Origin of the sequence: Corallococcus sp. RDP092CA (genome assembly GCF_041903675.1) — a bacterium.
Lineage (GTDB): Bacteria > Myxococcota > Myxococcia > Myxococcales > Myxococcaceae > Corallococcus.
Map to the genome: position 1 here is coordinate 1 of NZ_JAYESI010000033.1, position 22,817 is coordinate 22,817.

19 protein-coding genes and 1 pseudogene are annotated in these 22,817 nt (G+C 71.2%); 7 read left to right on the forward strand and 13 right to left on the reverse strand.

Annotation, left to right across the window (positions count from 1 at the left end):
• The first annotated feature begins 190 nt into the window (after positions 1-190).
• On the forward strand, positions 191-556 hold the full coding sequence (locus U8525_RS27835) for a hypothetical protein (RefSeq protein WP_374269696.1): 366 nt from the start codon (positions 191-193) through the stop codon (positions 554-556).
• Positions 557-624: 68 nt separating this feature from the next.
• Here the strand turns inward: U8525_RS27835 and U8525_RS27840 are convergent, their stop codons facing one another.
• Positions 625-1,839: a glycoside hydrolase family 19 protein gene (locus tag U8525_RS27840; protein WP_374269698.1), complete on the reverse strand. Its 1,215-nt coding sequence runs from the start codon at positions 1,837-1,839 to the stop codon at positions 625-627.
• Between the two features lie 513 nt (positions 1,840-2,352).
• Between U8525_RS27840 and U8525_RS27845 the strand changes: the two genes are divergently transcribed.
• Positions 2,353-2,961 carry a hypothetical protein gene (locus U8525_RS27845; RefSeq protein ID WP_374269700.1) on the forward strand — a complete coding sequence of 203 codons (609 nt, stop codon included), beginning with the start codon at positions 2,353-2,355 and terminating at the stop codon, positions 2,959-2,961.
• Between the two features lie 9 nt (positions 2,962-2,970).
• Here the strand turns inward: U8525_RS27845 and U8525_RS27850 are convergent, their stop codons facing one another.
• From U8525_RS27850 to U8525_RS27865, 4 genes are read right to left on the reverse strand one after another with little or no spacing between them, the layout of a single operon-like run.
• Positions 2,971-3,717 (reverse strand): type 1 glutamine amidotransferase domain-containing protein, encoded by a 747-nt coding sequence (locus tag U8525_RS27850; RefSeq protein WP_374269702.1) that lies wholly within the window; start codon positions 3,715-3,717, stop codon positions 2,971-2,973.
• Positions 3,718-3,759: 42 nt separating this feature from the next.
• The gene (locus U8525_RS27855; protein ID WP_374269703.1) at positions 3,760-4,464 is read right to left on the reverse strand and encodes a response regulator transcription factor; all 705 of its coding nucleotides are present in this window, start codon (positions 4,462-4,464) and stop codon (positions 3,760-3,762) included.
• Positions 4,461-6,305 carry a sensor histidine kinase gene (locus U8525_RS27860; RefSeq protein ID WP_374269705.1) on the reverse strand — a complete coding sequence of 615 codons (1,845 nt, stop codon included), beginning with the start codon at positions 6,303-6,305 and terminating at the stop codon, positions 4,461-4,463. Before U8525_RS27860 ends, U8525_RS27855 begins: the two co-directional genes overlap by 4 nt.
• Before the next feature lie 10 nt (positions 6,306-6,315).
• Positions 6,316-8,448, reverse strand: coding sequence for a von Willebrand factor type A domain-containing protein (locus tag U8525_RS27865; RefSeq protein ID WP_374269707.1), 2,133 nt, complete (start codon positions 8,446-8,448; stop codon positions 6,316-6,318).
• A 295-nt stretch (positions 8,449-8,743) separates the two neighbouring features.
• Between U8525_RS27865 and U8525_RS27870 the strand changes: the two genes are divergently transcribed.
• Complete coding sequence (locus U8525_RS27870; protein ID WP_374269709.1) at positions 8,744-9,244, forward strand: 6-pyruvoyl tetrahydropterin synthase family protein; 501 nt, start codon at positions 8,744-8,746, stop codon at positions 9,242-9,244.
• Entirely contained in the window at positions 9,237-9,938 is a 702-nt protein-coding gene (locus U8525_RS27875) for an SDR family NAD(P)-dependent oxidoreductase (protein WP_374269711.1), read from the forward strand. The genes U8525_RS27870 and U8525_RS27875 overlap by 8 nt, the downstream gene beginning before the upstream one ends.
• Before the next feature lie 8 nt (positions 9,939-9,946).
• Here U8525_RS27875 and queD read toward each other — a convergent pair whose 3' ends face one another.
• Both queD and U8525_RS27885 read right to left on the reverse strand, forming a co-directional pair.
• Entirely contained in the window at positions 9,947-10,345 is a 399-nt protein-coding gene (gene queD, locus U8525_RS27880) for a 6-carboxytetrahydropterin synthase QueD (protein ID WP_374269713.1), read from the reverse strand.
• Positions 10,346-10,407: 62 nt separating this feature from the next.
• Positions 10,408-10,812, reverse strand: a complete 405-nt coding sequence (locus U8525_RS27885) for an SRPBCC domain-containing protein (RefSeq protein ID WP_374269714.1) — start codon at positions 10,810-10,812, stop codon at positions 10,408-10,410.
• A gap of 292 nt (positions 10,813-11,104) precedes the next feature.
• On the opposite strand from U8525_RS27885, the gene U8525_RS27890 reads away from it, so the two are divergent.
• Positions 11,105-13,348, forward strand: a complete 2,244-nt coding sequence (locus U8525_RS27890; protein ID WP_374269716.1) for a YfhO family protein — start codon at positions 11,105-11,107, stop codon at positions 13,346-13,348.
• 10 nt (positions 13,349-13,358) lie between these two features.
• Here the strand turns inward: U8525_RS27890 and U8525_RS27895 are convergent, their stop codons facing one another.
• The 3 genes and pseudogenes from U8525_RS27895 to U8525_RS27905 all read right to left on the reverse strand — a co-directional run bounded on the left by U8525_RS27895 (position 13,359) and on the right by U8525_RS27905 (position 15,849).
• Complete coding sequence (locus U8525_RS27895) at positions 13,359-14,603, reverse strand: hypothetical protein (protein ID WP_374269718.1); 1,245 nt, start codon at positions 14,601-14,603, stop codon at positions 13,359-13,361.
• Between the two features lie 24 nt (positions 14,604-14,627).
• Positions 14,628-15,005, reverse strand: a complete 378-nt coding sequence (locus U8525_RS27900; RefSeq protein ID WP_374269719.1) for a hypothetical protein — start codon at positions 15,003-15,005, stop codon at positions 14,628-14,630.
• Positions 15,006-15,125: 120 nt separating this feature from the next.
• Positions 15,126-15,849 (reverse strand): annotated as a pseudogene (locus U8525_RS27905) (LysR family transcriptional regulator).
• A 94-nt stretch (positions 15,850-15,943) separates the two neighbouring features.
• Between U8525_RS27905 and U8525_RS27910 the strand changes: the two are divergent.
• Positions 15,944-17,059 carry an aldo/keto reductase gene (locus tag U8525_RS27910; protein ID WP_374269721.1) on the forward strand — a complete coding sequence of 372 codons (1,116 nt, stop codon included), beginning with the start codon at positions 15,944-15,946 and terminating at the stop codon, positions 17,057-17,059.
• 358 nt (positions 17,060-17,417) lie between these two features.
• Positions 17,418-20,021, forward strand: a complete 2,604-nt coding sequence (locus U8525_RS27915; protein ID WP_374269723.1) for a carboxypeptidase regulatory-like domain-containing protein — start codon at positions 17,418-17,420, stop codon at positions 20,019-20,021.
• 5 nt (positions 20,022-20,026) lie between these two features.
• Here the strand turns inward: U8525_RS27915 and U8525_RS27920 are convergent, their stop codons facing one another.
• Genes U8525_RS27920 through U8525_RS27930 form a run of 3 tightly spaced genes read right to left on the reverse strand, consistent with a single transcriptional unit; the run spans position 20,027 to position 22,815 of the window.
• Complete coding sequence (locus U8525_RS27920; protein WP_374269725.1) at positions 20,027-20,725, reverse strand: S8 family serine peptidase; 699 nt, start codon at positions 20,723-20,725, stop codon at positions 20,027-20,029.
• Positions 20,722-21,012, reverse strand: a complete 291-nt coding sequence (locus U8525_RS27925; RefSeq protein WP_374269726.1) for a hypothetical protein — start codon at positions 21,010-21,012, stop codon at positions 20,722-20,724. The genes U8525_RS27920 and U8525_RS27925 overlap by 4 nt, the downstream gene beginning before the upstream one ends.
• Positions 21,013-21,030: 18 nt before the next feature.
• Entirely contained in the window at positions 21,031-22,815 is a 1,785-nt protein-coding gene (locus U8525_RS27930; RefSeq protein WP_374269728.1) for an ABC transporter ATP-binding protein, read from the reverse strand.
• Between the last annotated feature and the right edge of the window lie 2 nt (positions 22,816-22,817).

The following is a 22,817-nucleotide window of genomic DNA, read 5'->3' on the forward strand; positions in this document are numbered from 1 at the left end:
ATGCTCGCGCATCCGCGCACCGTCCTCGTCATGGCCCCTCACTTCAACTGGCTCCTCGGCTTCTCCAACAGCAGCAGCGCTACGGATGATCAACCCTCCTCATGCTGCGATGAGGGGATCCCTCAGGCTATACGGAGCTCTACAAGGAAGGGACGCTCTTCCAGGGCACGCCCACCCAGGAGGGGGAGTCATGAAGACGAAGGTCCTGCTGGCTCCGAAGGAAGACATCCAGTTGCAGTCCCTGGTGTCCACGCGCCGGGCCGATGACACGTTCTTCGGCACCTACCTGGCGACGATGACCAGCCGGCGCATCTTCGCCGAGGACGCGGACGGCACGCTCCTCTTCAACTTCTACTTGAAAGACATTGCCCGCGCGGAGGTGCGCGAGAGCTTCTGGAAGGGAGACGGCGTCCGGCTCCTCCTCCAGGATGGCAATGACTTCGTCTTCAAGCTGATGAAGGACGCCATCTACGAGGACTCGGGCGCCGCCCGGCGGTGGGTGAGCACCATCAACCAGGTGTTGCTCATCTGGCGAAACCCGGCGGCCAGCCGTTAGGCCTTGCCGGACGGACGCAGGTGGCGCGAGGCGGAAGAAAGCGCCGCGCGCCACCCGCCTTCCAGCGTCTAGCACTCCAGGTTGGCGCCGGGGCTCACGCCGAGCAGGCCGCAGAAGTACTTGTACGCGTCCACGCGGCTCTTCACCTGCGCGGGGTTGCGGCCGTTGCACTCCAGCGAGCCGTTGATGGTGCGGATGGTCTCACCGAAGCCCGCGCCGTTCACGATGGCGTTGTGCGCCGTCATGGAGCCCGCGCCCGTCTGCGTGGTCCAGAACCAGAAGCCCGAGCGCCACGCGGCGTTCGCGTCCTGTGCCAGCAGGTCCGGGTTCGCCTGGAGCGGTAGCCCCAGCGCGTTGCCCGCAGCGCAGTAGTTGCCGTTCCACGACAGCTGCATGGGGCCGCGTCCGAAGTACCGCTTGCCGGGCGCGCAGCTGCACCCCGGAGGACCCCAGGACGTGTCGCAGTAGTCGCCCTTGTTGATCTCCTCGACGTAAACGAGCCCGCCCGTCTCGTGTGACACGTTGGCCAGGAAGGCGGCCACCTCGCGCTTGCGCGTGTCGGTGTCACCCGTGGTCGCCAGGCCCGGGAAGGTGTTCGCGGCGGCGATGAGCGCGTCGTAGGTGTAGAAGCCGTTGCGGCTGGGGAACATGGTGTTGAACGTGTCGCGGGTGAGGATGCCCGCGAAGCCCGTGCCGCCGCCTCCACCGCCGCCGGACACCAGGTCGAACGTCCAGCGCTGGTTGTCGCGGTCCGGATAGAAGGGGTACTGGACGATGAGCGTGCCGTTGTCCGGCGAGCCCCACGACAGGTCCATGGCCATGCCCGTGTGGCGCGGGTGGAAGCTGAACTGCACGCCGCCCCGGTTGATGAACTGGAACTGCTGGTTGGCGCCGTCCACGTAGGTCCACTGGTGGAGGACGGCGTTCTCCGCGGTGCTGACCTCCTTGATGTCCAGGGCCTTGCCGCTGTTGACGTTGATGATCTTGTAGAACCCGCCCGACGTGGGCGAGATGTGGAACTTCTGCGCGTTGGTGCCGTTGCAGTCCCACTGCTGCACCTTCGCGCCGTCGGCCGTGCTGGAGGACGCCACGTCGATGCACTTGTTCGTCCGCACCGAGCGGATGACGTAGTCGCCCTCCGTGATGGTGGACACGACGGCCGCGCTCTCCACCTGGCCCACGGCCCCTGGCGCGTCCTCTCCGGCCTCGGGCCCCGAACAGCCGGCCAGCGCGCCCACGACTCCCAGCAACGACAGACCGCGGATCATCCCCTTGTGGCTCATGACGTCTCCCGTAGATACCGCCAGCAGGTGAAGGAACTCCCAGGAGGTGAATCCGAACCTCCATGGTGACTTTGTTCTTTTGAAGAACAAAGTCGTGGGGCTTCATGCCATTGAGCATGGTATCCAGTCAATCCGGGGAGTGCACAGAGGCGTCAGTTGAACAGGAGGGAGAATGGCCTCGCGCGCGCGGGGGTGGCCCTGGCCAAGCTGCGGCGCCAGTTCGTCCCCCGTGTCACCCCGGAGGCCCCTCATGCCCAAGTCGATTGGCGGCTCCCCCTTCAAGGCGACGTCGCTGCCGAAGTCTCCGCCCGCCACCACCCCCCAGGCGCCGAACACCGTCTCCACGCCTTCCACGAGCACCGCGAGCACGAGCAAGAAGCGCCCGCTGGACGCCTCGGACGCGGCGGCGGCGTCGGCGCCGGACAAGCTGGCGAAGACTGACGTGAAGGACAACACGACGGAGGCCCGGCTGAAGCGGGCGAAGCTTCGCGAGGACCGTCGTCAGCGGACGCGGTGGGCTCGTCGAGCGGTCGCAGCGGCTTCGTGGGCACCGCGCAGGGCTTCCAGAGGCTGGATCCGAAGACGGCCGGCAAGCAGCGGGTGGAGACGCCCTTCGGCCCGGTGAACGCGAGCAAGTTCCCCACGTCCGACCCGGCCTTCAAGATCACCACGCAGGCGAAGAAGGACTACGGCAACAAGGCGGTGGGGCAAAAGTACTCGGACCTGGTGGGGGCGTTGAAGGCCGGGGGCAAGAGCGACAAGGACATCGCCACGGACCTGCTCGACAGCCTGGACGGCAAGGCCCCGCAGCACCTCACGGACGACAAGTCGAAGAACGCCGCCGCCAAGCTCCTGGCCATCATGAACGTGTCCGAGCCCATGCGCGTCGGGGGCTCCGGCAAGGCGGGGCGCGCGACGCTGCGCATGGTGCAGGCCGGGGAGATCAGCCTGGAGCAGGCCTTCACGGGGAAGACGCCCACGTTCCCCATGGCGGACAAGCCGGACTACATGCGCCGCGCGGTGAACTACGACGACAAGAAGATGCGCAAGCCGCCGGAGCCGCCGACGGAGTTCAGCAAGGTCGGCGGCTACATGTCCGACAGCAGCGACGACGAGTCCTGAGCCGCCGCCTCACAGGCGCTGTAGGAGGCGCTCCGTGAAGAGGTACGCGTCCCCCGGCCACCGCGCGGACACGTAGCGCCCGTCCTCCACCACGAAGGCGGGCGCGTGGTCCGTCGCGGTGCCGCGCTTGGACAGGACGCGGGGGCCGCGCTCGAAGTGGCTGGGGTCCGCGAGCGCGGCGACGACCTCCTCCTCCACGTAGGCGGGGTAGGTCCGGTAGTAGCGCCCCAGCTTCCACGCCGTCAGCAGGTACGCGGAGCGCTCCATGTACCTGGGCAGGCAGGTGGTGCGCGTGCCGTGGAGCACGCTCCTGCCGGTGGCGGGGTCCTTGGTGCGCGCCAGCACCAGCACGCCATGGCAGATGGCCGCCACGGGGCGCTGGAGCGCCCAGAACGCCGCCACCTTCGCCTGGAGCAGCCCGCTGCCCAGGTACTGCCGCATGCCCGGCGCGTGGCCTCCGGGTAGCAGGAGCGCGTCGAAGTCCGACGGCGTCACCGCGTCCCAGGTGAGGGGCTTCTGGAAGGCCTCCGTGAGCGTGAGGTCGCCATAGAAGCGCTTGGGCTCCGGATCCGCGCCCAGCTTCCCGAAGAGCACGCCGGTGAGCAGCAGCGGATCCGCCGCGGGCATGTGGCCCTTCTCCGTGGCGAACACGACGTCATGGCCCGCGTCGGTGAGCATGCGCCAGGGCACGGCCACCTCGGTGACGTCGAAGTCATGGTCGGGCAGCGGGACGAGGATGCGGCGGGCGGAGGCCATGCGGTCAGTCTTTCTTGGGGCCCTGGCGCTGACAAGCGGGCATCAGGAACCGCGCTCGACCTCCATACGGTAGCCCACTCCGCGCACGGTCTGGATGGAGAAGCGGGACGCGCTGGTCCACTTGAGCTTGCGCTTCAGGCTGGAGACGAAGTTGTCCACGGTGTGCGGGTCCACCACCACGTCCGTGCCCCAGACCGCGTCCAGGATCTCGTCGCGCTTGAGCGCCCGCTCGCGCTCCTTGAGGAAGAAGGCCAGCAGGTCGAACTCCTTGCGCGTCAGCTCCACCTCCATGCCTTCGGGCAGCTCCACCCGCCGCCGGTCCAGGTCCACGCTGTAGCCCGCGAAGCGCAGGACCTTCACGGGGGCCACGCCGCCGCGCCTCAGGTGGGCGCCCACTCGCGCGAGCAGCTCGCGCAGCCGGTAGGGCTTGCCCAGATAGTCCTGCGCGCCGGACTCGAAGCCGCGCACCACGTCCTCCTCCAGCGTGCGCGCGGTGAGCATCAGCACCGGCACGCCCACGCCTTCCTCTCGCAGCGAGCGGCAGAGCGCGTAGCCGTCTCCGTCCGGGAGCATCACGTCCAGGAGGATGAGCTGGAAGTCGCGGCGGGAGAGCTGCTCGCGCGCCTCCTTCACCGTGGCGGCCTCCTCCACGGCGTAGCCGCCCTGGTGCTCCAGGTTGTCGCGCAGCGCGAGCCGCAGGTTCGGGTCGTCCTCCACGACGAGGACGGTGGGGGCGGCGGGGGTCATGCGGTGCTCCGGGCCTCGGGCCGGTACTCGGGGAGGGTCAGCTCGAAGGTGGTGCCTTCAGGGCCGGAGGCCGCCACGCGCAGCGTGCCTCCGTGCAGCCGGGCGATCTTCCGGCACAGCGCGAGCCCCAGCCCGCTGCCGGGCACCTCGCGGCCGTCGCGGCCGGACAGCCGGTAGAACTCGCCGAAGACGCGCTCCCACTCGGCCTCCGGGATGCCGGTGCCGTTGTCCGTGAAGCGCACGCGCCCTCCGGGCAGCGTCTGGACCTGGAGCCGCACGGGGCTGCGCGTGTTGTACGCACAGGCATTGCGCGCCAGGTTCGTCAGCAGGAGCCGCAACAGCTGGGCGTCCGCGTTCAGCTCGCGCGCGTCCACGTCCGCGGTCAGCTCCACCGGCACCGGAGCGCTGGACTCCAGGTCCCGGCGCAGCTGGGAGACCAGCTCGTCCAGCCGCACCGGCGCGAGCCTCGGCACCCAGCGCCCCTTGTCGATGCGGTTGAAGGACAGCAGGTTCTCCACCAGGAAGCCCAGCCCGTCCGCCTCGCGGATGATGCGCGCGGGGTAGTCCTTCGCGTCCGCGCCCTCCGCCACCCGCCACTCCAGCGTCTCCGCGAGCAGGCGGATGGAGGCCAGCGGCGTGCGCAGCTCGTGCGACACCGTGGCCACGAAGTCGCTCTTGAGCTCCAGGAAGCGGTACTTGCGCTGCTGCGCCACGAAGGCCAGCGCCGCGATGATCAGCGCCAGCGCCGCGCACAGCGCCAGCATCAGCGTCTTGAGCCGGTAGCGGCCCTCCAGCGCCTCCTCGCCCCGCGCCCAGGCGGACGCCTCCACCGCCACGGGCAGCGACGCCAGCGACATCACGGGCGCATCCCCCGGCAGGGTCACGCGCCCGTCCGCCTCCAGCAGGCCGCGCTCGCGCATCTCGCGGGTGAGCCCCGCCAGCAGGCCGGGCAGGTCCAGCGCCAGCCCGCGCACGTCCGCGCCCTGGAGCGGCTCCAGGTACCAGCCGGGCCGGACCAGCACCGGCTCCAGCACGGCCTCCGGGAGGGGCAGCGGCGACGCGGTCAGCTCGCGAGCACGGGCCTCGAAGTCCTCCACCGGCACGCCCACGCGCAGGGAGAGCGCCGCCACCCTTCCGCGCAGGAAGTCGAAGTCCTCCGGCGTGAAGCGCGAGCGCTTGAGCAGCAGCAACCGCTGCAACCCCTCCAGCCGCCCTCCGCCCTGTCCATCCAGGAGCCCGTCGCGCACCAGGGCCCGCATCAGGTCCGGCATCACGTCGCCCCGCGCCGCCACGTCCTCCAGCACCACCAGCAGCGAGGGCAGGTCCCGCGTGGACGCGAGCACGAAGCGGGCGCGGTGCTGGAGCAGCGCCATCAACGACAGCAGCGTGGCCTTCCGGTCCTTCGCCTTCAGCGCCTGCTCCACCAGCGCCATCCGCGCCAGCCGCTCCTTCCACGGGCCCTCGTCCTCGTCCGCGACCTCCGTGCCCGCCCGCAGCCGCGCGTAGCGGTCCTTCGCGGGCGAGTCCCCGGCCGTGTCGAACAGCGCCAGCCGGGGCAGGACCTGCTCCCCCTGCTCCCGCAGGTACAGCCCCGGCGTGGCCACCAGCGGATCCTCCTTCGCCGCCGCCAGCGTGCCGCGCGCGCCCTCCAGGCCTTCGCGCAGCGCCTGCCCCAGCGAGGCGCGCGCGTACTGCTCCAGGGCCTCGCGCCGGGAGCGCAGCGAGGCCCGCGCATCCTCGCGCTCGGCGGCGAAGATGCGGTGGAGATACCCCAGGCCGACCCCGAGCCCGGCGAGGCCGAGCACGAGGGCGACGAGGGTGGGCAGCAGCCTGCGCGGCATCCGGAGGTTCCTACTTGAGGGTGGGGACGCGGTCGGCGTCCATGGTGCGCACCGGCGCGAAGGACTCGAAGCGGTCCTCGCGGCGGTCCAGCTTCTTCGCCAGCCGGATGAGCCCGCCCAGCTCCACCACGTCCGCACGGGCCTTCAGCGGCGTGCCCAGCTCCTCCCACAGCGACGCGAGCGCGTCGTAGGTGAGCGGGCGCGCCCAGTAGGAGCCGCGCAGCTTCTCCGCGAAGGCGGCGGCGACGTAGGACAGGCGGGTGGGGGACGCGGCCTGCTCATAGGCGGGACGCAGGAGCGTCACGGGCATCGCCTTCTCGATGAGGCGCGAGCTGCCGCCCTCCGGGGCCTTGTAGCGGATCCGCAGCGTGCCGAAGTTCGTCTGGGACGGGTCGCGCAGCTTCACCTCGTAGAGGGCGGTGACGGCGTGGCCCGCGCCCACTTCACCCGCGTCCACGCGGTCGTCGTTGAACTGCTGCCGCGTGAGCAGCCGGTTCTCGTAGCCGATGAGGCGGTAGCGGGACACCGTCTTGCGGTCGAACTCCACCTGGAGCTTCACGTCCTTGGCCACCACCTGGAGCGTGCCGGTGAGGTTCTGCACGAAGATGCGGCGGGCCTCCTCCAGCTTGTCCACGTAGGTGTAGTTGCCTTCGCCCACCTGGGCCAGCCGCTCCATCAGCGCGTCGTTGTAGTTGCCCATGCCGAAGCCCACGGTGGACAGGGTGATGCCCGCCGCCGCCTGCTCCTTCACGCGCTCCCAGATGCCGTCCGCCTGGGTGATGCCGTTGTTCGCCACGCCGTCCGAGCAGAGGATGACGCGGTTGATGCCGCCCTCGAGCATGTGGCTCGCGGCCAGCGAGTAGCCCAGCTCCATGCCCGCCTGCGCGTTGGTGGACCCCTCGGACTGGACGCTGTCGATGGCGCTCAGGATGGTGGCCCTCTGCGTGGCGTTGGTGGGGGCGAGCACCTGATGGGCGGTGGTGCCGTAGACGACGATGGACACCCAGTCCCGCTCATCCAGCGCGTCCACCAGCAGGCGCAGCGAGCGCTTCACCAGGCCCAGCCGGTTCTCCATGGCCATGGAGCCGGACACGTCGATGACGAAGACCAGGTGCCCTGGCTTTCGCGCCGCGCGGCGCACGTCGCGCGCCTTCACGCCGATGTGCACCACCTGGTAGCCCTTGCGGGCGGGGGAGGGGAAGCCCTCCACGTTCACGCTGAAGGGCGCGTCCGGGGCGTTGGCGTAGCCATAGTCGAAGGTGTTGACGAACTCCTCCACACGCACGGCCTGCTCGTCCGGAAGCGCGCCGCGCTCCAGGTAGGCGCGCGCCAGCGTGTACGACGCCGTGTCGGTGTCCACGGAGAAGGTGGAGAAGCGCTCCTCCTCGGTGTCCACCGTGGGGTTCACGCCGTAGCCCTTGAAGTACATGTCGAAGAAGCGCTGGTTCTTCGGGGCCACGGTCCGCTCCGGCGCGGGCTGGGGCGTGGGGACCGCCGAGGCCTGAGGCGCGCGGTACACCGGCTGCGGCGTGCCGTCCGCGACGAAGATGTGCATGTACGGCAGGGCCCAGGACGGGGCGCGCGCGCGGTCGTTGGTGCTGTTCGGGTCTCCGTCGCCGGACGGCGCCAGCTCCGCCAGGGACTCGAACTCGCGCTTCCCGCCGTTCTTGATCACCGGGCGCATCTCCGCGAGGCGCTTGACGAACTCCTGGTCGATGTTGACGCCCTGGCTCGTCGAGCCGACGTCGGTCGTTGGTGGGGCGCCAACGATGGTCGTCGCCGAGAGGCTCCCAGGGAGCAGCTCCACGTTCACGCGGATGGTGCGGTTGGGCAGCAACTGGAGCTCGGGGCGGGCGTAGACATGGAACGCCTCCAGTTCGAACCGCAGGGTGTACGTGCCCGCCGGAAGCTGGGGGATGCGGTAGTCTCCATTCGCGTCCGTGACGACCGTCTGTTCGCCCACCAGGCTCGGTGAGGTCGCGGTGACGACCACGTCCGGCAGGGGCTTCTTGGTTTCAATGTCAGTCACCGTGCCGACGATGACGCTCGTGGCGGCGGCGCCCGCGTCTGGCTGGGCCAGCACGGGCCCGGCGGGCATCATCAAGAGCAGCGGCAGGGTGCTTCTCAGGAGGGATTTCAGCATGGACCACCTCTCGCGCATCAGGGTGGAGCCATCATCCAGATGCGCCCCGCATCGAACCGCACGGAGGGCTCGTCTCCTCATCATCGTTTCATCATGGCGGGAAATCGCGCCGGGGGCGGGGTGTCTGCTTGGAGCGGCCGTCCAGGACCAGCGCAGCTGGCGCAGCGCCGCCGCTGGCCCACGGGGCGTGGCCCCGTGCATGGGCTCGTACGACCATCCGCTCTCGGATTTCCTCGCCTCGGGCTTCCTCTTCTAGTCCCGCCTTGGCCCTGGGTGGTATGCCCTGGGGCATCCCATGGCGCCGCGCACCACGACCCTCGAGCTGCACAAGGAAGAGATGAAGTTCTCCGCGGGGCACTTCACCATCTTCTCCGCCACGCACCGCGAGAACCTGCATGGGCACAACTTCTCCGTCTACGTCGCGCTGACGGGGGAGGTGGCCGACGACGGCCTGCTCTCGGACTACGGTCCGCTCAAGCAGGCCATCATCGCCCGCTGCAAGGCCTGGAACGAGACCTTCTTCCTGCCGGACCGCTCCCCGCACCTGCGGCTGGAGCGGGACGCGCAGGGCAACCACGTGGCGCACTTCAACGGCGAGGAGCTGCGCTTCCTCGCGCGCGACGTGACGGTGCTCCCCGTGGCCAACGTGTCGCTGGAGGAGCTGGCGCGCGTCTTCGGCGAGGGGCTGGTGGGCGACGGCAGCGGGATGGCGCGCGACCACATCACGCAGCTGGTGGTGAAGTGCGCTTCGGGCCCAGGCCAGTGGGCCTCCTGGGAGTGGAGGCGGGATGTCTGATCAGGTCCTCATCACCGGCGCCAGCCGGGGCATCGGCCGGGCGGCGGCGGCGCGCTTCCGCGAGGAGGGCTGGCGCGTCATCAACGTGTCGCGCGGCCCGTGCGGCGTGCCGGGCGTCGTCAACGTGCCGGTGGACCTGGCCGTGCCGGGCTGGGAGCCCGCGGTGGAGCAGGCGCTGCGCGACGGCGCCGGCCAGGGGCGCCTGTGCGTGGTGCACAACGCCGCCCTCTATGAGCACGACGACGCGCTGACCATGGACGCGGACCACCTGCGCCGCGTGCTGGAGGTCAACGTGGTGGCCCCGCTGGTGCTCAACCGCCTGGCGCGGCCGCTGCTCAGCCCTGGCTCGTCCCTGCTCTACGTGGCGTCCACGCTGGGGGAGAAGGCCGTGAAGGGCGTGGCGTCCTACGTGACGACCAAGCACGCGCTCATCGGGATGATGCGGGCCACCTGCCAGGACCTGGTGGGGACGCGGATCCACACCGCCGCCGTCTGCCCTGGCTTCACGGACACGGAGATGCTCCGCGAGCACATGGGCGCGGACCCCGCCGTCCGGGCGGGCGTGGCGGCGATGTCGACGTTCGGGCGGCTCATCGCGCCCGAGGAGATCGCCAACGTGCTCTACCTCTGCGCCACCACCCCGGTCCTGAATGGCGCGGTCATCCACGCCAACCTGGGCCAGGTAGAGCGCTGAGCGCTGATTCAGCCCTCCGCGGCGTAGACGGTGCACGAGGACGTGCAGGTCTCCGCCACGCGGATGCGCGCGACGGTGGCGCCGGGCACGTTCACGCGCTCGAAGAGCCACGCGGCCAGCAGCTCGCTCGTGGGGTTCTCCAGGCCCGGGACGTCGTTGAGCAGCCGGTGGTCCAGCTGGGCGTGCAGCGGCTGCCACGCGGCGTTCAGCTCCGCGAAGTCCACGATCCACCCGAACTGCGGGTGCACGGGGCCGCGGAGGGTGATCTCGATGCGGTAGCTGTGGCCGTGCACCCGCGAGCACTTGTGCCCTTCCGGAACGTGGGGCAGGCGGTGCGCGGCCTCGAAGGTGAACTCCTTCGAGATTTCGGTGACGAGGGTGGGCTTCTTCACGGTGACGGCCTCCATGCGGCGGCCTTGTATCCGCGTTCCCCCCCTGCGTCCACGGGTCGTCTCAGGGGGGCGGCCAGTCAGACGCCGAGTGCGGCTCCCAGCCGTGCGAGCACTCCCGGCCAGCCCGGCTTCATCCCCTCGAAGGCGCGGCGGCCCAGGGGCGAGTCCAGGTTGAAGCCTTCGTGGATGAGCGTGAGCCGCGTCCCCGTCCCCTCCGGCTGGAGGCGCCAGGCGAGGGTCGTGTCGAGCACGCCCGTGGCGAAGCGGTACTGGAGCAGCCGCTCCGGCTCCACCGCCAGCACCTCGCATGGCTGCTGGCCCCAGGGGCCCATGTCGAGCGTGAAGCGGTGCCCCACGACAGGCCGCACGTCGCCCGCAGCCCACCACTTCGCGTGGAGCGCCGGGTCCGTCAATGCCTTCCACACGGCGGAGGGCGGATGGGCATACACGTGGTCCAGCTGGATGACGGCGGGGGGATTCATTTGCGTGACTCCTCGTCGAGCACGTCCTCGAGCGCGGCGAGCCGCTGCTTCCAGTAGTGCGTGAAGGCCTTGAGCCAGTCCTCCACCTCCGCCAACGGGCGCGGATCCAGGTGGTAGTAGCGCTCGCGGCCGCGTGGCTCCTCGCGGACGAGCCGTGCCTTGCGCAGGACCTGGAGATGTTCCGAGACGGCGGGGCGACCCAGCCATGCCTCTGGACCGCGGGAAGTTCGACGCCGTGGCGGAGGCCTTCCAGATACTGACGTGAGGACATCCGTCCTACGATGCCGTCGGCATGACGACGCCGCGGACGCGAAGACGGGCAGGGCTTCCCACCGTCGTGGGGCTGCTGGCGCTGCTCGCCTTCGTCTATTGGCCGGTGCTGGGCGGGCAGCTGTTCGCGGGCCGGGATTTGTTCCGCATCTTCTTCCCGGACTCGGCCTTCCTGCTGGAGTCGCTGCGCGCGGGCGAAGTGCCCCTGTGGAACCCCTACCTGCGCCTGGGCCAGCCGTTCGCGGCGACCCTCTACTCGCAGGTGTACTACCCGCCCCGCTGGGCCGCGGTGCTGCTCACGGGCCCCATCGTGTCCATGACGGTGATGCAGTTGGGGCACGTCGTGCTCGCGGCGGTGGGCGTGTTCCTGCTGTGCCGGAGGCGGCGGACTTCCTGGGCCGCGGCCGTCGTCGCGGGCACCACGTTCGGGCTGTCGGTGCTGATGACGCGGCTGGGGACTCAGCAGAACGTCGTCGACGCCGCGGCCTGGAGCGGCTTCATCGTGGGCGCCGCGCTCGACCTCCAGCGCCGTCCGGGGCGTGGTCCCCTGGCGCGGCTGGCCGTGTACGGCGCGCTGTCCCTCTTCGCCGGCTCGCCGGAGACCACGCTCTGGCAGGGGCTGGTCGCGGTGCTGGCCGCGGGGGGCGCGCCACGGTGCGTGCCGGAGGCTCGCGCGCGCTCGGTGGCGCTCGTGACGGCGGGCTTCGCGCTGGCGGCGCTGCTCGCCGCGGTGGCGCTGCTGCCGACCGCCGAGTTCGCGCGGAACTCCCTCCGCGCGCAGGAGTCCTGGCGCTGGCCGCTCGTCTGGTCCATGTCGTGGCCCCAGGTGCTGTCCGCGATGTGGCCGCTCGCGGACTGGCCCCGGGACCACTACTGGGGCGAGGACCAGTGGTTCATCCTCAGCGTCTTCCTGGGGACGCTCCCCTGCGCGCTCGCGGCGCTGGGCGCCCTGCGTGGGCCCCGGCGCGCCCGACCCTTCGCGGTGGCGGCGCTGGTGCTCGTGGCGCTGAGCCTGGGACGGCACTTCGCCCCCGCGGCCTGGGTGCTGCTGCACGTGCCTCCGTTCTCCCTCTTCCGCTATCCGGTGAAGTACTTCGTGGGGGCCGCGTTCTGTGTGTCCGTGCTCTCCGCCTTCGGGGTGGATGCCCTGGGCCGGCTCGCGCGGCGCCTGCGTCCTTCTCGCCTGCGCGCGGCCGTGGCCCTGGTGGGCATGGTGGGCGCCATGGCTGTCCTGGGGCCCGTGGCCCGCCGTCTGTCCATGCGCGCCGCCGCCGAGGCGGGCGCCCCCTGGGTGCCCCTGTGTCTGGGGTTGGCCGCGCTCGTGGTGCTCTGGCCTCGCGGCGGCTTCGCGCGGCCCCGCCAGGTGCGACGGGGCGTCGCGCTGCTCGCGGTGCTGGAGGTGGCGGCGTCGCACGCGCTGCTGGGCCGGACGGGATACGCCCGCCTGGCGCCGCTGCTGCGGCCCTTCTCCCTGCGCGTCTTCCTGCCGCAGCCCTACCCGGGACGCATCAGCGTGGACATCCAGGGCCCCGAAGACCCCTCGCGCGGGGGCACCGGGAACACCGTCGAGCGCAGCCTCGAACAGCTCATCCCCAACCGCTTCGTCGAGGCGCGCCTGCCCGCCCTGGAGGGCTCGGGGGCACCCGAGCCCGTGTACTCGGAGGTCTTCCACGACGCGGGTCAACGCACCGTCTTCGACCTGGCGGGCGTCACCCATTATCTGCGCAACGGGCCACCGCCCTACGACGACCTGGAGCTGCTCCACACGGCGGACGACGGCACCACCCTGTCCCGCTCGCGCACGGCGCTGCCCCGCGCCTTCCTGGTGCAGCGCGCCCGCGTGGTGACGGACGCCCAGGCGCTCGCTGCGGTGATGGAGGATTCCCAGCCCTTCCGGCACACGGCCTTCCTCGCTTCGGGGGCGCCGCTGGAGCGGCCCTCGTGCACGGGGGCCGTGGAGTGGGTGCTCCAGGGCGCCCAGCATCAGGAGTTGAAGGTGGAGGCCTGCGACGAGAGCTACCTCGTCGTGTCCGACAGCCACTACCCCGGCTGGACCGCGACGGTGGACGGGCAGGAGGCCCCCATCCACCGGGCGGACCTGGCGCTGCGCGCCGTGCTGCTGCCGAGAGGCGCCCACACGGTCCGCTTCGACTACCGGCCGCTGAGCTTCCGCCTGGGCCTGGCCCTGTCCGCGCTCAGCGGGCTGGGGCTCGCGGCGGTGCTGCTCCGGCGTCCGCGGGCGCGCAAGACGCCCTCCGTCTCCTGACGCGGGCGGCCTACTTCGGGCGGCGCACGACGCGGAGGATCTTGCGCTGGAGGATCCGGTTGCGCGCCTCCTCGGTCAGGCGCGTGGACTTCACCTCCAGGTAGATGGAGGGATGATCCGAGTAGAACTTGCCCTCGGACTTCAGGTGCCGGGAGCCGCTGGCGCCCAGCAGGCCGTACATGCCGGGCCCCACCAGCTCCAGGTCCTCCGTGTCCGCCTGGTAGAGGCCCATGTAGTGGGCGTTGCCGGTGGAGTTCGAGTACTGCTGGTGGAAGCGCGGGATGGCCACCGTGCTCTTGTGGGGCAGCATGTACGTGGGTCGGGTCTCCGGCCGGCTGTCGACGAAGACGCCCCGGCTGCCCTGGGTCGTCTCCTGAAGGTCCATGTTGAAGTCGCCCACCATCACCTGGATGCCCTCGGCCGCGCAGAAGGCCTGCAAGGTATGGCGTTCCACCAGCCGCTCCTGGGCGTTGGAGCCCGTCAGCGACGCGCGCAGGTGCACCCCGGCCACCGTCAGCGAATGGCCATGCGAGTCTCCCAGCGTCACCTTGAGGATGTACTCGTCCTTGGCCTTCAGCTTCGCCTGGATGGACGCCGTGTCGCGCGTGACGGTGCTGGCCCGCAGGTAGAAGCCGTCGTCCCGCGTGGGGTCCAGCTGCCGGTCGATGTCCTCGCGCAGGTAGAGAGCGATCTCGTTGACGTGCCTGATGCCCCTGACCGTCGTGTCGTCAATCAGGTGCTTGCGGACGTAGGACATCCCCAGGCCGGAGACGTCGATGCGGTCCGGGAACGGCGAGCCCGTGGGGTTCTCCGACAGGAAGATGAAGACGGGGTAGTGCTTGTAGCCCCGCAGGTTCCGCTCGATGCGCTTCCTGCGCTTGTCGCTCCACCGCGAGGTGTCCACCCCCGGCCCGTTGCTCCGCACCCAGGCCTGGAGGTTGTCGTCATAGTCCTCGTCGCGGACGTGCATGTCGCGGATGAGGTCGCACTCCTGCTCCACGATGTCCGCCAGCTTCGCCGCGATGTCCGGCCCTGGCAGGAAGTCGCTGGGGGACATGCTGGCGACGAGCGGGTTCGCGAGGTCCTCGCCGTCCACCCTCATGCCGCTGTCGTCGAGCGACGCGCTCAGCCCCTTCACGCCCCGGGTGGTGTTGGCCTTGTAGAACTTCTTCGCGGCGTCGAAGGGGATGAACAGGATGGAGACCCGCATGAGGGTCGAGACGTCATGGCCCTCGTCGAACTCGCGCTTCGGCATGGCGGGCCCCGGACTGGGTGCGGGCTACTTCCAGGAGCAGCCCTTGATCTTCTTGCAGAACGCCTCGTTGGTGGCCTTCTCACAGGCGATGGCCACGCCGCCGCACATGTTGGCGCCAAACATGTAGGCACATCCAGGCTGGCTGCTGCAGTACATCTGGGAGAAGACGCCGCAGAAGTTCGCCTTGCCCGTGCAGCGGCCGGCGCCGCTGGACGCGGTGGCGTCCTTCTCCGGCGTGGCGGCGGTGCCCGCGTCCTTGTCTTCGACCCCGGCGTCCGCCTTCGCGGAGGGGGAGGGCTTGGGCTTCTTCGCCGTGTCCGCCGCGTGGGCGGGAGCGCCCAGGAGGGCCGCCGCCATCGTGAGCGCCATGAAGAGACCGACACGCTGTCCGTGCTGCGCCATGTTCCTGTCCTTTCGGTGTGCGACCGGCCCGTCTCCCGCCATAACAGTCCACGGGAAGCAGACCCAGCGGCGCGCAGCATGCCCGCCCGCCCGTGCGGGAGTCGAGCGGCCCGGCTCGCCTCAGCGGCGGGGGAGGAGCTCCCGCGCCAGCTCGATGAAGGCCCGCAGCGGACGCGAGGCCCGCGCCCGGTGGGGGTAGTACAGGAAGAGGCCGGGGACGCTCGGCGCCCAGTCCTCCAGCGCGGGCCGCAGCGCGCCAGAGCGCAGCGCCTCCGCCAGCCAGGTCCCGGGGATGTCGGGGCGTCCCGTGCCGTTCGAAGTACGTGGGCGTGCCCACGACGAGGAAGCGGAAGGACTGCGTCAGGCGCACCTGGACCATGTCCCGCTGCACGGACTCCGTGAGCCGGATGCCGGCGTCGTAGCCCTCCTTCACGATGTCCACGAACCAGTCCTGCACGGACACGTGCACCTGCACCCGCGGGTAGGCCGCGATGAAGCGCGGCAGCAGCGGCTCCATCATGAGGGGCACGGAGAACGCCGGCACCGACAGGCGCAGCGAGCCCGTCACCTGCGGCGCCTCCCCAGCGGCCAGGTGCTCGAGCGCCGCCAGCGCGGACTGGAGCCCAGGCGCCGCTTCGTCCAGCAGCCGCTGGCCCGCGTCGGTGAGGGACACGCTGCGCGTGGTGCGGGCGAGCAGCGGCTGCCCCAGCTTCTCCTCCAGCTGGCGCACCGCCTGGCTCACCGCGGACGAGGACACGCCCAGCTCCTTCGCGGCCTGCGTGAAGCTGCGCCGCCGGGCGACGGTGACGAACACGGTCAGGGCATTGAGGGGCGTCAGGGCCATTTCGAAGAAAGTCTAAACAGCCCCTGCAACTTTCGCGTCTTCATCTGGCGGCTCCCGGGCGGCACCTTCTGCGCATCCAACCGGGGAGCATTCCATGACGACGACCGCTCGAATCGATTCGCTGGCGCAGTACCACCTGCTGGGCCGCAGTGGGCTGCGGGTCAGCCCGCTGTGCCTGGGCACCATGACCTTCGGCACCGAGTGGGGCTGGGGCAGTCCCAAGGAGACCGCCTCCCGCATCCTCGCGCGCTACCTGGAGGTGGGCGGCAACTTCCTGGACACCGCGGATGGCTACACGGGCGGCTCCAGCGAGGCCATCATCGGGGACTACTTCGCGCAGGCCGGCGGCCGCGACCGCGCGGTCATCGCGACGAAGTTCACCGTCAACACGTCGCCCGGGGACCCGAACGCGGGCGGCAACGGTCGCAAGAACATCCGCCGCGCGCTGGAGGGGTCGCTGCGGCGGCTGAAGACGGACTACGTGGACCTGTACTGGCTGCACGCGTGGGATGGCCTGACGCCGGTGGAGGAGGTGATGGGCACGCTGGACGCGCTCGTGCGCGAGGGCAAGGTCCGCTACATCGGCCTGTCGGACGTGCCGGCCTGGTACTTCGCCCGCGCGCAGACGCTGGCGGAGCAGGAGGGCTGGGAGCGCGTCGTCGCGTTGCAGCTGGAGTACTCGCTGGTGGAGCGCAACATCGAGCGCGAGCACATCCCGGCGGCGCTGGCGCTGGGCGCGTCCATCACGCCCTGGAGCCCGCTGGCGTCGGGGTTGCTGTCCGGCAAGTACACCCGCGAGGGCACGCAGGCGAAGGGCGAGGGGCGGTTGCCGTCCATCCAGAGCGGGGGCAACCCCGGCTTCGAGAAGCTCTTCTCGGAGCGCAACTGGGCCATCGTGGAGGTGCTGCGCGAAGTGGCGACGAAGCTGGACCGGTCCCCGGCGCAGGTGGCGCTCGCGTGGGTGACGCGCCGGCCCGGCGTGACGTCCACCATCATCGGCGCGACGCGGCTGGAGCAACTGGAGGCGAACCTGCACGCGCTGGACGTCCAGCTCCCCGCGGACCTCGCCGCGCGGCTGGAGGAGGTCAGCCGCCCGGAGCTGGTCCACCCGTACCACTTCTTCGAGTCGGCCTTCTTCACCCAGGGCATGTTCACGGGCGGCACGACGGTCCACGCCGAGCCCTCGTGGTTCCGAGCCGTGACGCGGTAGCGGCGTCAGCCCTCCCGGGCTCCGCGCCTCGCTCATCAACGTGGGCGAGGCCCCCCGCCACGTGAGGAGCCCGCGACGGTCGAAGCCACTGGGGGCGGCGTCCGTGGGCCGCGTGTCGGCCATGAAGCGCGTGTGTCACGCGGCCACGGACGGCCTGGCGGACCCTGTGCGGCACCGGGCACCTGGAGCGCGGACGCATCCAGGACAGGCCCCTGTGGGGCCTGAAGCGCCGGGCTGTTTCATCGAACCCGACATGCGAAGGGGTGTGCGGAGCGGATGCCGGAGCAGGACGTGCGCGCCGCTTCGGGCGATACTGCCTGCCGGAGCCCTCACGGAGGCAGGGGCGAGGACGGCGGTCATGCGCAGGTGGCTCATCGGTGGCGTGTGGGTCCTGGTCGCGTGCGGCCTCGTGCTGCTCTGGGCCCTGCGTGCCGGAGGGCCGACCGCGCCGGAGGACAACGCGGACGTCACGCTCGCGCACGAGCGCCCCGCGGACCTCGCGTCCACCCCGGAGCACTCCGAGGGCAGCTCGCTCCCTGCGGCGCGGTCCCCGGACGAGGCGGATGGCGTCCTGGACGTGGAGGTGCTCGCGGAGGGGAAGCCTTCGGTCGGAACGACCGTGCGGCTCTATGCACGGGGGGCGCAGGCGTCCGCGTGGACGCTGAGGGCCTCCGGCCTCACGGAGCAGTCGGGACACGCCCGCCTCGCCTCGGGTCCAGGCCGCTATCTGGTGGCGGTGCGAGCCCCGGGGCGGGCTCCACTGCTTCGCGAGGCGGTCCGCCCGCTCGGCGAGTCACACACGGCCATGCGCATCGCCCTGGAGCCCGCGCAAACCCTCACGGGCCGCACGGTGGTGCGAGGCGCGAATGAACCGCTGCCCCTCGTGGAGGTCGTGCTCACGGCGCACTCCCGCGAGCTGGAGGTCTGGCAGCACGCGGACGCTCCCGACGACGAGCGCGTCTATGCCACGAGTGACGAGCGTGGGAACTTCCGCATCGACGGCCTCGCTCCGGGCGTCTACCTCGTGGAGGCCCGCGCCACCGGCTACGCGCGTGTGGTGCTGAGCCGCCTGCGCATCCCCATGGAAGGCCCGCTGACGCTGGCGCTCCGGCTGGCGAGCGTCATCGAGGGCTTCGTCGTGGACTCCAAGGGCCAGCCGGTCGCGGACGCGGAGGTGCGGGTGGGCGGCAATCCCTCTCAGGTGGTGACGACAGGCGCGCAGGGCGGCTTCTCCGTGGAGGTGGAGCCCGGCTCCCATCCCGTGTCCGCGCGGCGCGGCGAGGAGACCGGAGCGCTCGACCTGCCGGTCCTCTGCGCCGCGGGCGGCACCGTGCGCGACGTGCGCATCCGACTGGGACCGGGCGCGGCGCTGGAGGGCCGCGTCGTGGAGGAGCCCGAGGGCAGGCCGGTGGCCGGAGCGCGTGTCGACGTCAGGCCCTCCGGTGGGGACGGAGACGCCGGCGTCGGGCTGTCGGACGCCGAGGGACACTTCCTCGTGCGAGGGCTCGCTCCCGGCAGCTACGACGCGAAGGTCACGGCCTCGGGCCATACGCCAGCCATCCGCCGGGGCCTGACCGTCACCCAGGGCGAGAGCTTCCCCGTCGAGTTCAAGCTCTCAGGCACCGGCGCGGTGGAGGGCCAGGTGCGCGACAGGAATGGCGCGGCGGTGGTGGCGGCCCGGGTCGTGGCCATCAACGCCTGGGGCAACGGAACGGACGAGAACCGCGTCGAGGTCCGCACCGATGCCGACGGCCGCTATCGGCTTGAGGGGCTCGCCACGGGCCGCATCTCCATCTCCGCGCGCCATGAGGGCGCGACGATTGGCGCCCGCCGGATCGTCTCCGTGGAGGCGAACCGCACGGCCCAGGCGGACTTCACGTTGGAGGGAACGGGCACGCTCGAAGGCCGGGTGCGAGTGGCCCGGGGCTCGCTTGCGGACGTGACGCTGGAGGTGACGGCCATCGCGGAGGACCCGTCGCAACCCGGGGGGCATGAAGTCGTGGACGCGGAGGGCACCTTCCGGATGGTTCTTCCTTCGGACGACTACGCGCTCCTGCTCATGGAGCGTGGCCGCTTCAGCGCGGGACACCAGACGCGGGTGCGGGTGGATGCGGGGAGGACGACCCGGGTCGAGTTCACCTGGGAGGCGCAGCGCGACGCGAACGAATACCGGGGCGTCGTCCTGGAGCCGGACGGTTCGCCCTCTCCTCGTGCCGTCATCACCCTCACCGCGGTGGAGGGGGAGGGCACTCCCCTGACGATGACGCCCACGGATGAGGAGGGACGCTTCGCCATTCCCCTCTCCCGCGTGGGAGCCTCCGCGACGCGCCGTGTGCTGCTGAGCGCGCGTAACGGCGGACGCTCGAGCGAGGCTGTGTCCGTGACGGCCGACCAGGACGTGGTGGTGCGACTGCGGCCCGCGGCGTTCCTTCGCGGCCGTGTGGTGCGCAAGGGTGAACCCGTCCGGGGCTTCACCGTGTCGCTTCAGCTCCAGCAGGGCTTCCTTCCCCAGGGAGAGGTGCCTCTCGAGTTCTCCGGTGACCGCTTCGAATTGCGCGACGTCCCCCCCGAACCGGTGAAGCTGACGGCGCGCACGCTGGACGGCTCCATCGGGGAGGCGCTGGCGTCTCCCGGCGAGGGCGCGGTGCTCGAAGTGGACATCCCCCTGGCGAGGCCAGCCACCGTGCGGGGCCGCGTGGTGGGCGCGTCCACGAAGGCGCCCATCCCTGGCGCGTTTGTCGGCATCGAGGGCGAGCCGTTCAGCCCGGACAACCTCCCCAACGGGGAGGGCCACTTCTCCCTCATGGGGGTGCGCGCGGGTGAGCGCGTCCTCCTCATCCAGGGAGGCCCGTCCGAGGGGCGTCTGCGCCGGACCTTGAAGCTGAAGGAAGGCGACGTGCTGGACCTGGGGGACCTCGCCCTGGAGGCAACGCCGCCCACCCAGGCCACGCCCGCGCAGTAAGGCGCTCAGCCCCGCGTGCGCCGCCATCCCGGCGGAGGCCCGTCGCGCAGCACCTCGGCCACCGCCACCGCGCAGGCGAAGCTGGTCGTCATGGGCACCTGCATCCAGCGGCCCGCCATGTAGAGCTTCACCTCCCGCTCCTTCACGACGTGGTCCACCTTCACGTCCGCGCCCACGCGCTCCATGAGGGCGGGGTCTCCCACGGACGCCACCGACTCCAGCTGCGCGGGCAGGGTGGGCACGCCGCCCGCGGAGGACGCGATGATGGCGCCCCGTGCCGCCGCGCGCTCCACCAGCTCCCGCATGGAGGCCTCCAGCGCGCGGTGGGTCGTGCCCAGGCTCAGGTTGAGCACGTCCACGCCCACCTCATCGAGCATCCACCCCATCGCCTCCACCAGGCACAGCGAGTGTCCACGGATGTTCTGGTCGAGGACGCGGGCGACGTAGACCTCCACGTCCGGCCAGGGACGGACCTGGTCGTAGAGGATGCTCAGGATGCCCGTGCCGTGCCCGTGCGTGTCCTCCAGGTCCAGCGTGCCCGCGCCGGCCCGCCACGCCTCCAGCTCCTCCCGCTCATAGGCGCGCGCCTCCAGGACCTGCGCGTCCAGGTCGAGCGAGAACGAGGCCGCTCCCGCGAGATGCAGGTCGTGCTCGCGCAGGAAGGCCGCCTCCACGCCGCTGTCGATGATGCCCACCTTCTTCACGGGGAGGTGCCCCCCAGCCGCGAAGGGCTCCAGTGCTTCAGCTGCCGGAACACGTAGGCGCCCAGCGACACGGACTCCGTGCGGGGCGGGACCGCGTCCGGAACGGACACGGTCAGGTGCACGAGCGAACCCGCGAGCCCCATCCCCGCGCCGAGCACCACGACGAGCAGGAGCGTGAGCGTGCCAATCCGCCGCACGACGAAGAGTCCGGCGTGGTCGGGGTCCTCCAGCAGGGGCAGCCGCGAGGGCAGCGGCGGTGCGGAGGAACGTGGGGGTTCGTTTGTCATGGCCCTTTCCGTCCGCGCTCAGGCGGCGTCCGCCTCGCCCATGCCCGCGCGGAACAGCCGCTGGTACGGCGCACAGCGCGCGAGCAGCTCCGCGTGCGGCCCCTGGCCCACCAGCTGGCCTCCCGCGAGCATCCACACCTCGTCGGCCAGGGGCGCGTTGGCCAGCCGGTGCGTGATGAACAGCACCGTCTGACCGCGCTCCCGGGCCCGGGCGAGCAGCGCCCGCACGATGGCGGACTCCGTCTCCACGTCGAGCTGCGAGGTGGCCTCGTCCAACAGCAGCACCGGCGCGTCGCGGAGCACCGCGCGGGCCAGCGCCAGCCGCTGCCGCTGTCCGCCGGAGAGGCTCGCGCCCGCCTCGGCCACCGGCGTGTCGTAGCCCTGGGGCAGCGCGGCGAGCACGGACTCCAGCGCGCACAGCCGCACTGCCTGACGCAGGTCCTCCTCGCTCACGACGGGGAGCCCCAGGGTGAGGTTGTCGCGCACGGTGCCGTGGTACAGCTCCACGTCCTGCCACACCACCGCGAGCTGCCGGCGCAGGTCGGACAGCTCCAGCGCGCGCGCGTCCTGTCCGTCGTACAGCACACGCCCCCGGCCCGGCTCCTCCAGGCGCGTCAGCAGCCGCGCGAGCGTCGTCTTCCCGGAGCCGCTGGAGCCGACGATGGTCACCACCGAGCCGGGCCGGACGCGCGCGCTCACTTCGCGCAGCACGTCCTGCCCGGGCAGGTAGCCGAAGGACACGCCCTCCAGCTCCACCCCGCCCGAGAGCCGCCGCGTCGGCGGGGCTGGCGGCGTCAGGGAACGGGCCGGGTCCTGCTCCGGCGTCTCGTGCAGGTATTCGAAGAAGCGGCGCAGGTGGACGCCGCGCTGCTGAAGGCCGGTGACGAAGGCGATGGCCTCGATGACCGGCCCCCGCAGATACGCGGCATACGCCACGAAGGCCACGAAGCCGCCCAGCGTCAGCTTGCCCTGGAGGATGAGCCGCCAGCCCAGCCAGGTGAAGAGCGCCGTCTGCGCGGCCTCCACCGAGCGCTCGAACAGCCGCAGCAGGCCCTCCACTCCATGGGCCTTGAGGTGCGCCCGCAGCACGGACTGCATCAGCCCCGCCGCGCGCTGGTACACGAACGGCTCCAGCGCCAGCACCTTCGTCGTGCGGCTCTGCCGCAGCGTCTCCACCTGGAGCGCGTGGAGGGCGCCATGCACGCCCATCACCTCCTGCCACGCGAGGCCCATGGCGCGGCCGATGCCGAGCGGCACCGCCACCACGATGGGCAGCGTGGCCACCGCCGCCAGTGCCAGCTCCCAATGCAGCGACGCCAGGGTGAAGGGGATGACGATCAGGAAGGTGAGCTGCGAGAAGACGAGGCGGATGAGCCCCAGCACCAGCGCCATGCCCGCCTTCGCGTCATCGAAGCGGCTGGTGAGCTCGCCCACCTGGCGTCGGGAGAAGAAGCGGTCCGGCAGGTGCTGGAGGTGGTTGAAGAGGTAGAGCGCGGCGGAGCTCTCCAGCTTCACCGTGAGGTACGAGGAGTAATAGCCGAACAGCGCCTCCGCGAGCGCCGCCGCCACCGACGCGGCGAGGATGCTCAGCACCAGCACGTGCAGGAGCCCCAGGTCCCGCGGGGACGACACGTGGTCGAACAACAGCCGCGTGAGGAATGGAGGGATGAGCAGGAGCCCGGTGATGACCGGGCCCAGGAGCGCGCTCCTCGCGAGCGAGCCCCACGCCGGATGCAGCAGCCGCAGCAGCGCGACGAGGTGTCGCGCCGACTGCCGCAGCCCGGGGGCTCCTTCCGTCTGCATCG

Coding starts and splice junctions, on each gene's coding strand:
- U8525_RS27835 (WP_374269696.1), top strand. CDS start 191: ATGAAGACGAAGGTCCTGCTGGCTCCGAAGGAAGACATCCAGTTGCAG.
- U8525_RS27840 (WP_374269698.1), bottom strand. CDS start 1,839: ATGAGCCACAAGGGGATGATCCGCGGTCTGTCGTTGCTGGGAGTCGTG.
- U8525_RS27850 (WP_374269702.1), bottom strand. CDS start 3,717: ATGGCCTCCGCCCGCCGCATCCTCGTCCCGCTGCCCGACCATGACTTC.
- U8525_RS27855 (WP_374269703.1), bottom strand. CDS start 4,464: ATGACCCCCGCCGCCCCCACCGTCCTCGTCGTGGAGGACGACCCGAAC.
- U8525_RS27860 (WP_374269705.1), bottom strand. CDS start 6,305: ATGCCGCGCAGGCTGCTGCCCACCCTCGTCGCCCTCGTGCTCGGCCTC.
- U8525_RS27865 (WP_374269707.1), bottom strand. CDS start 8,448: ATGCTGAAATCCCTCCTGAGAAGCACCCTGCCGCTGCTCTTGATGATG.
- U8525_RS27870 (WP_374269709.1), top strand. CDS start 8,744: ATGGCGCCGCGCACCACGACCCTCGAGCTGCACAAGGAAGAGATGAAG.
- U8525_RS27875 (WP_374269711.1), top strand. CDS start 9,237: ATGTCTGATCAGGTCCTCATCACCGGCGCCAGCCGGGGCATCGGCCGG.
- queD (WP_374269713.1), bottom strand. CDS start 10,345: ATGGAGGCCGTCACCGTGAAGAAGCCCACCCTCGTCACCGAAATCTCG.
- U8525_RS27885 (WP_374269714.1), bottom strand. CDS start 10,812: ATGAATCCCCCCGCCGTCATCCAGCTGGACCACGTGTATGCCCATCCG.
- U8525_RS27890 (WP_374269716.1), top strand. CDS start 11,105: ATGACGACGCCGCGGACGCGAAGACGGGCAGGGCTTCCCACCGTCGTG.
- U8525_RS27895 (WP_374269718.1), bottom strand. CDS start 14,603: ATGCCGAAGCGCGAGTTCGACGAGGGCCATGACGTCTCGACCCTCATG.
- U8525_RS27900 (WP_374269719.1), bottom strand. CDS start 15,005: ATGGCGCAGCACGGACAGCGTGTCGGTCTCTTCATGGCGCTCACGATG.
- U8525_RS27910 (WP_374269721.1), top strand. CDS start 15,944: ATGACGACGACCGCTCGAATCGATTCGCTGGCGCAGTACCACCTGCTG.
- U8525_RS27915 (WP_374269723.1), top strand. CDS start 17,418: ATGCGCAGGTGGCTCATCGGTGGCGTGTGGGTCCTGGTCGCGTGCGGC.
- U8525_RS27925 (WP_374269726.1), bottom strand. CDS start 21,012: ATGACAAACGAACCCCCACGTTCCTCCGCACCGCCGCTGCCCTCGCGG.
- U8525_RS27930 (WP_374269728.1), bottom strand. CDS start 22,815: ATGCAGACGGAAGGAGCCCCCGGGCTGCGGCAGTCGGCGCGACACCTC.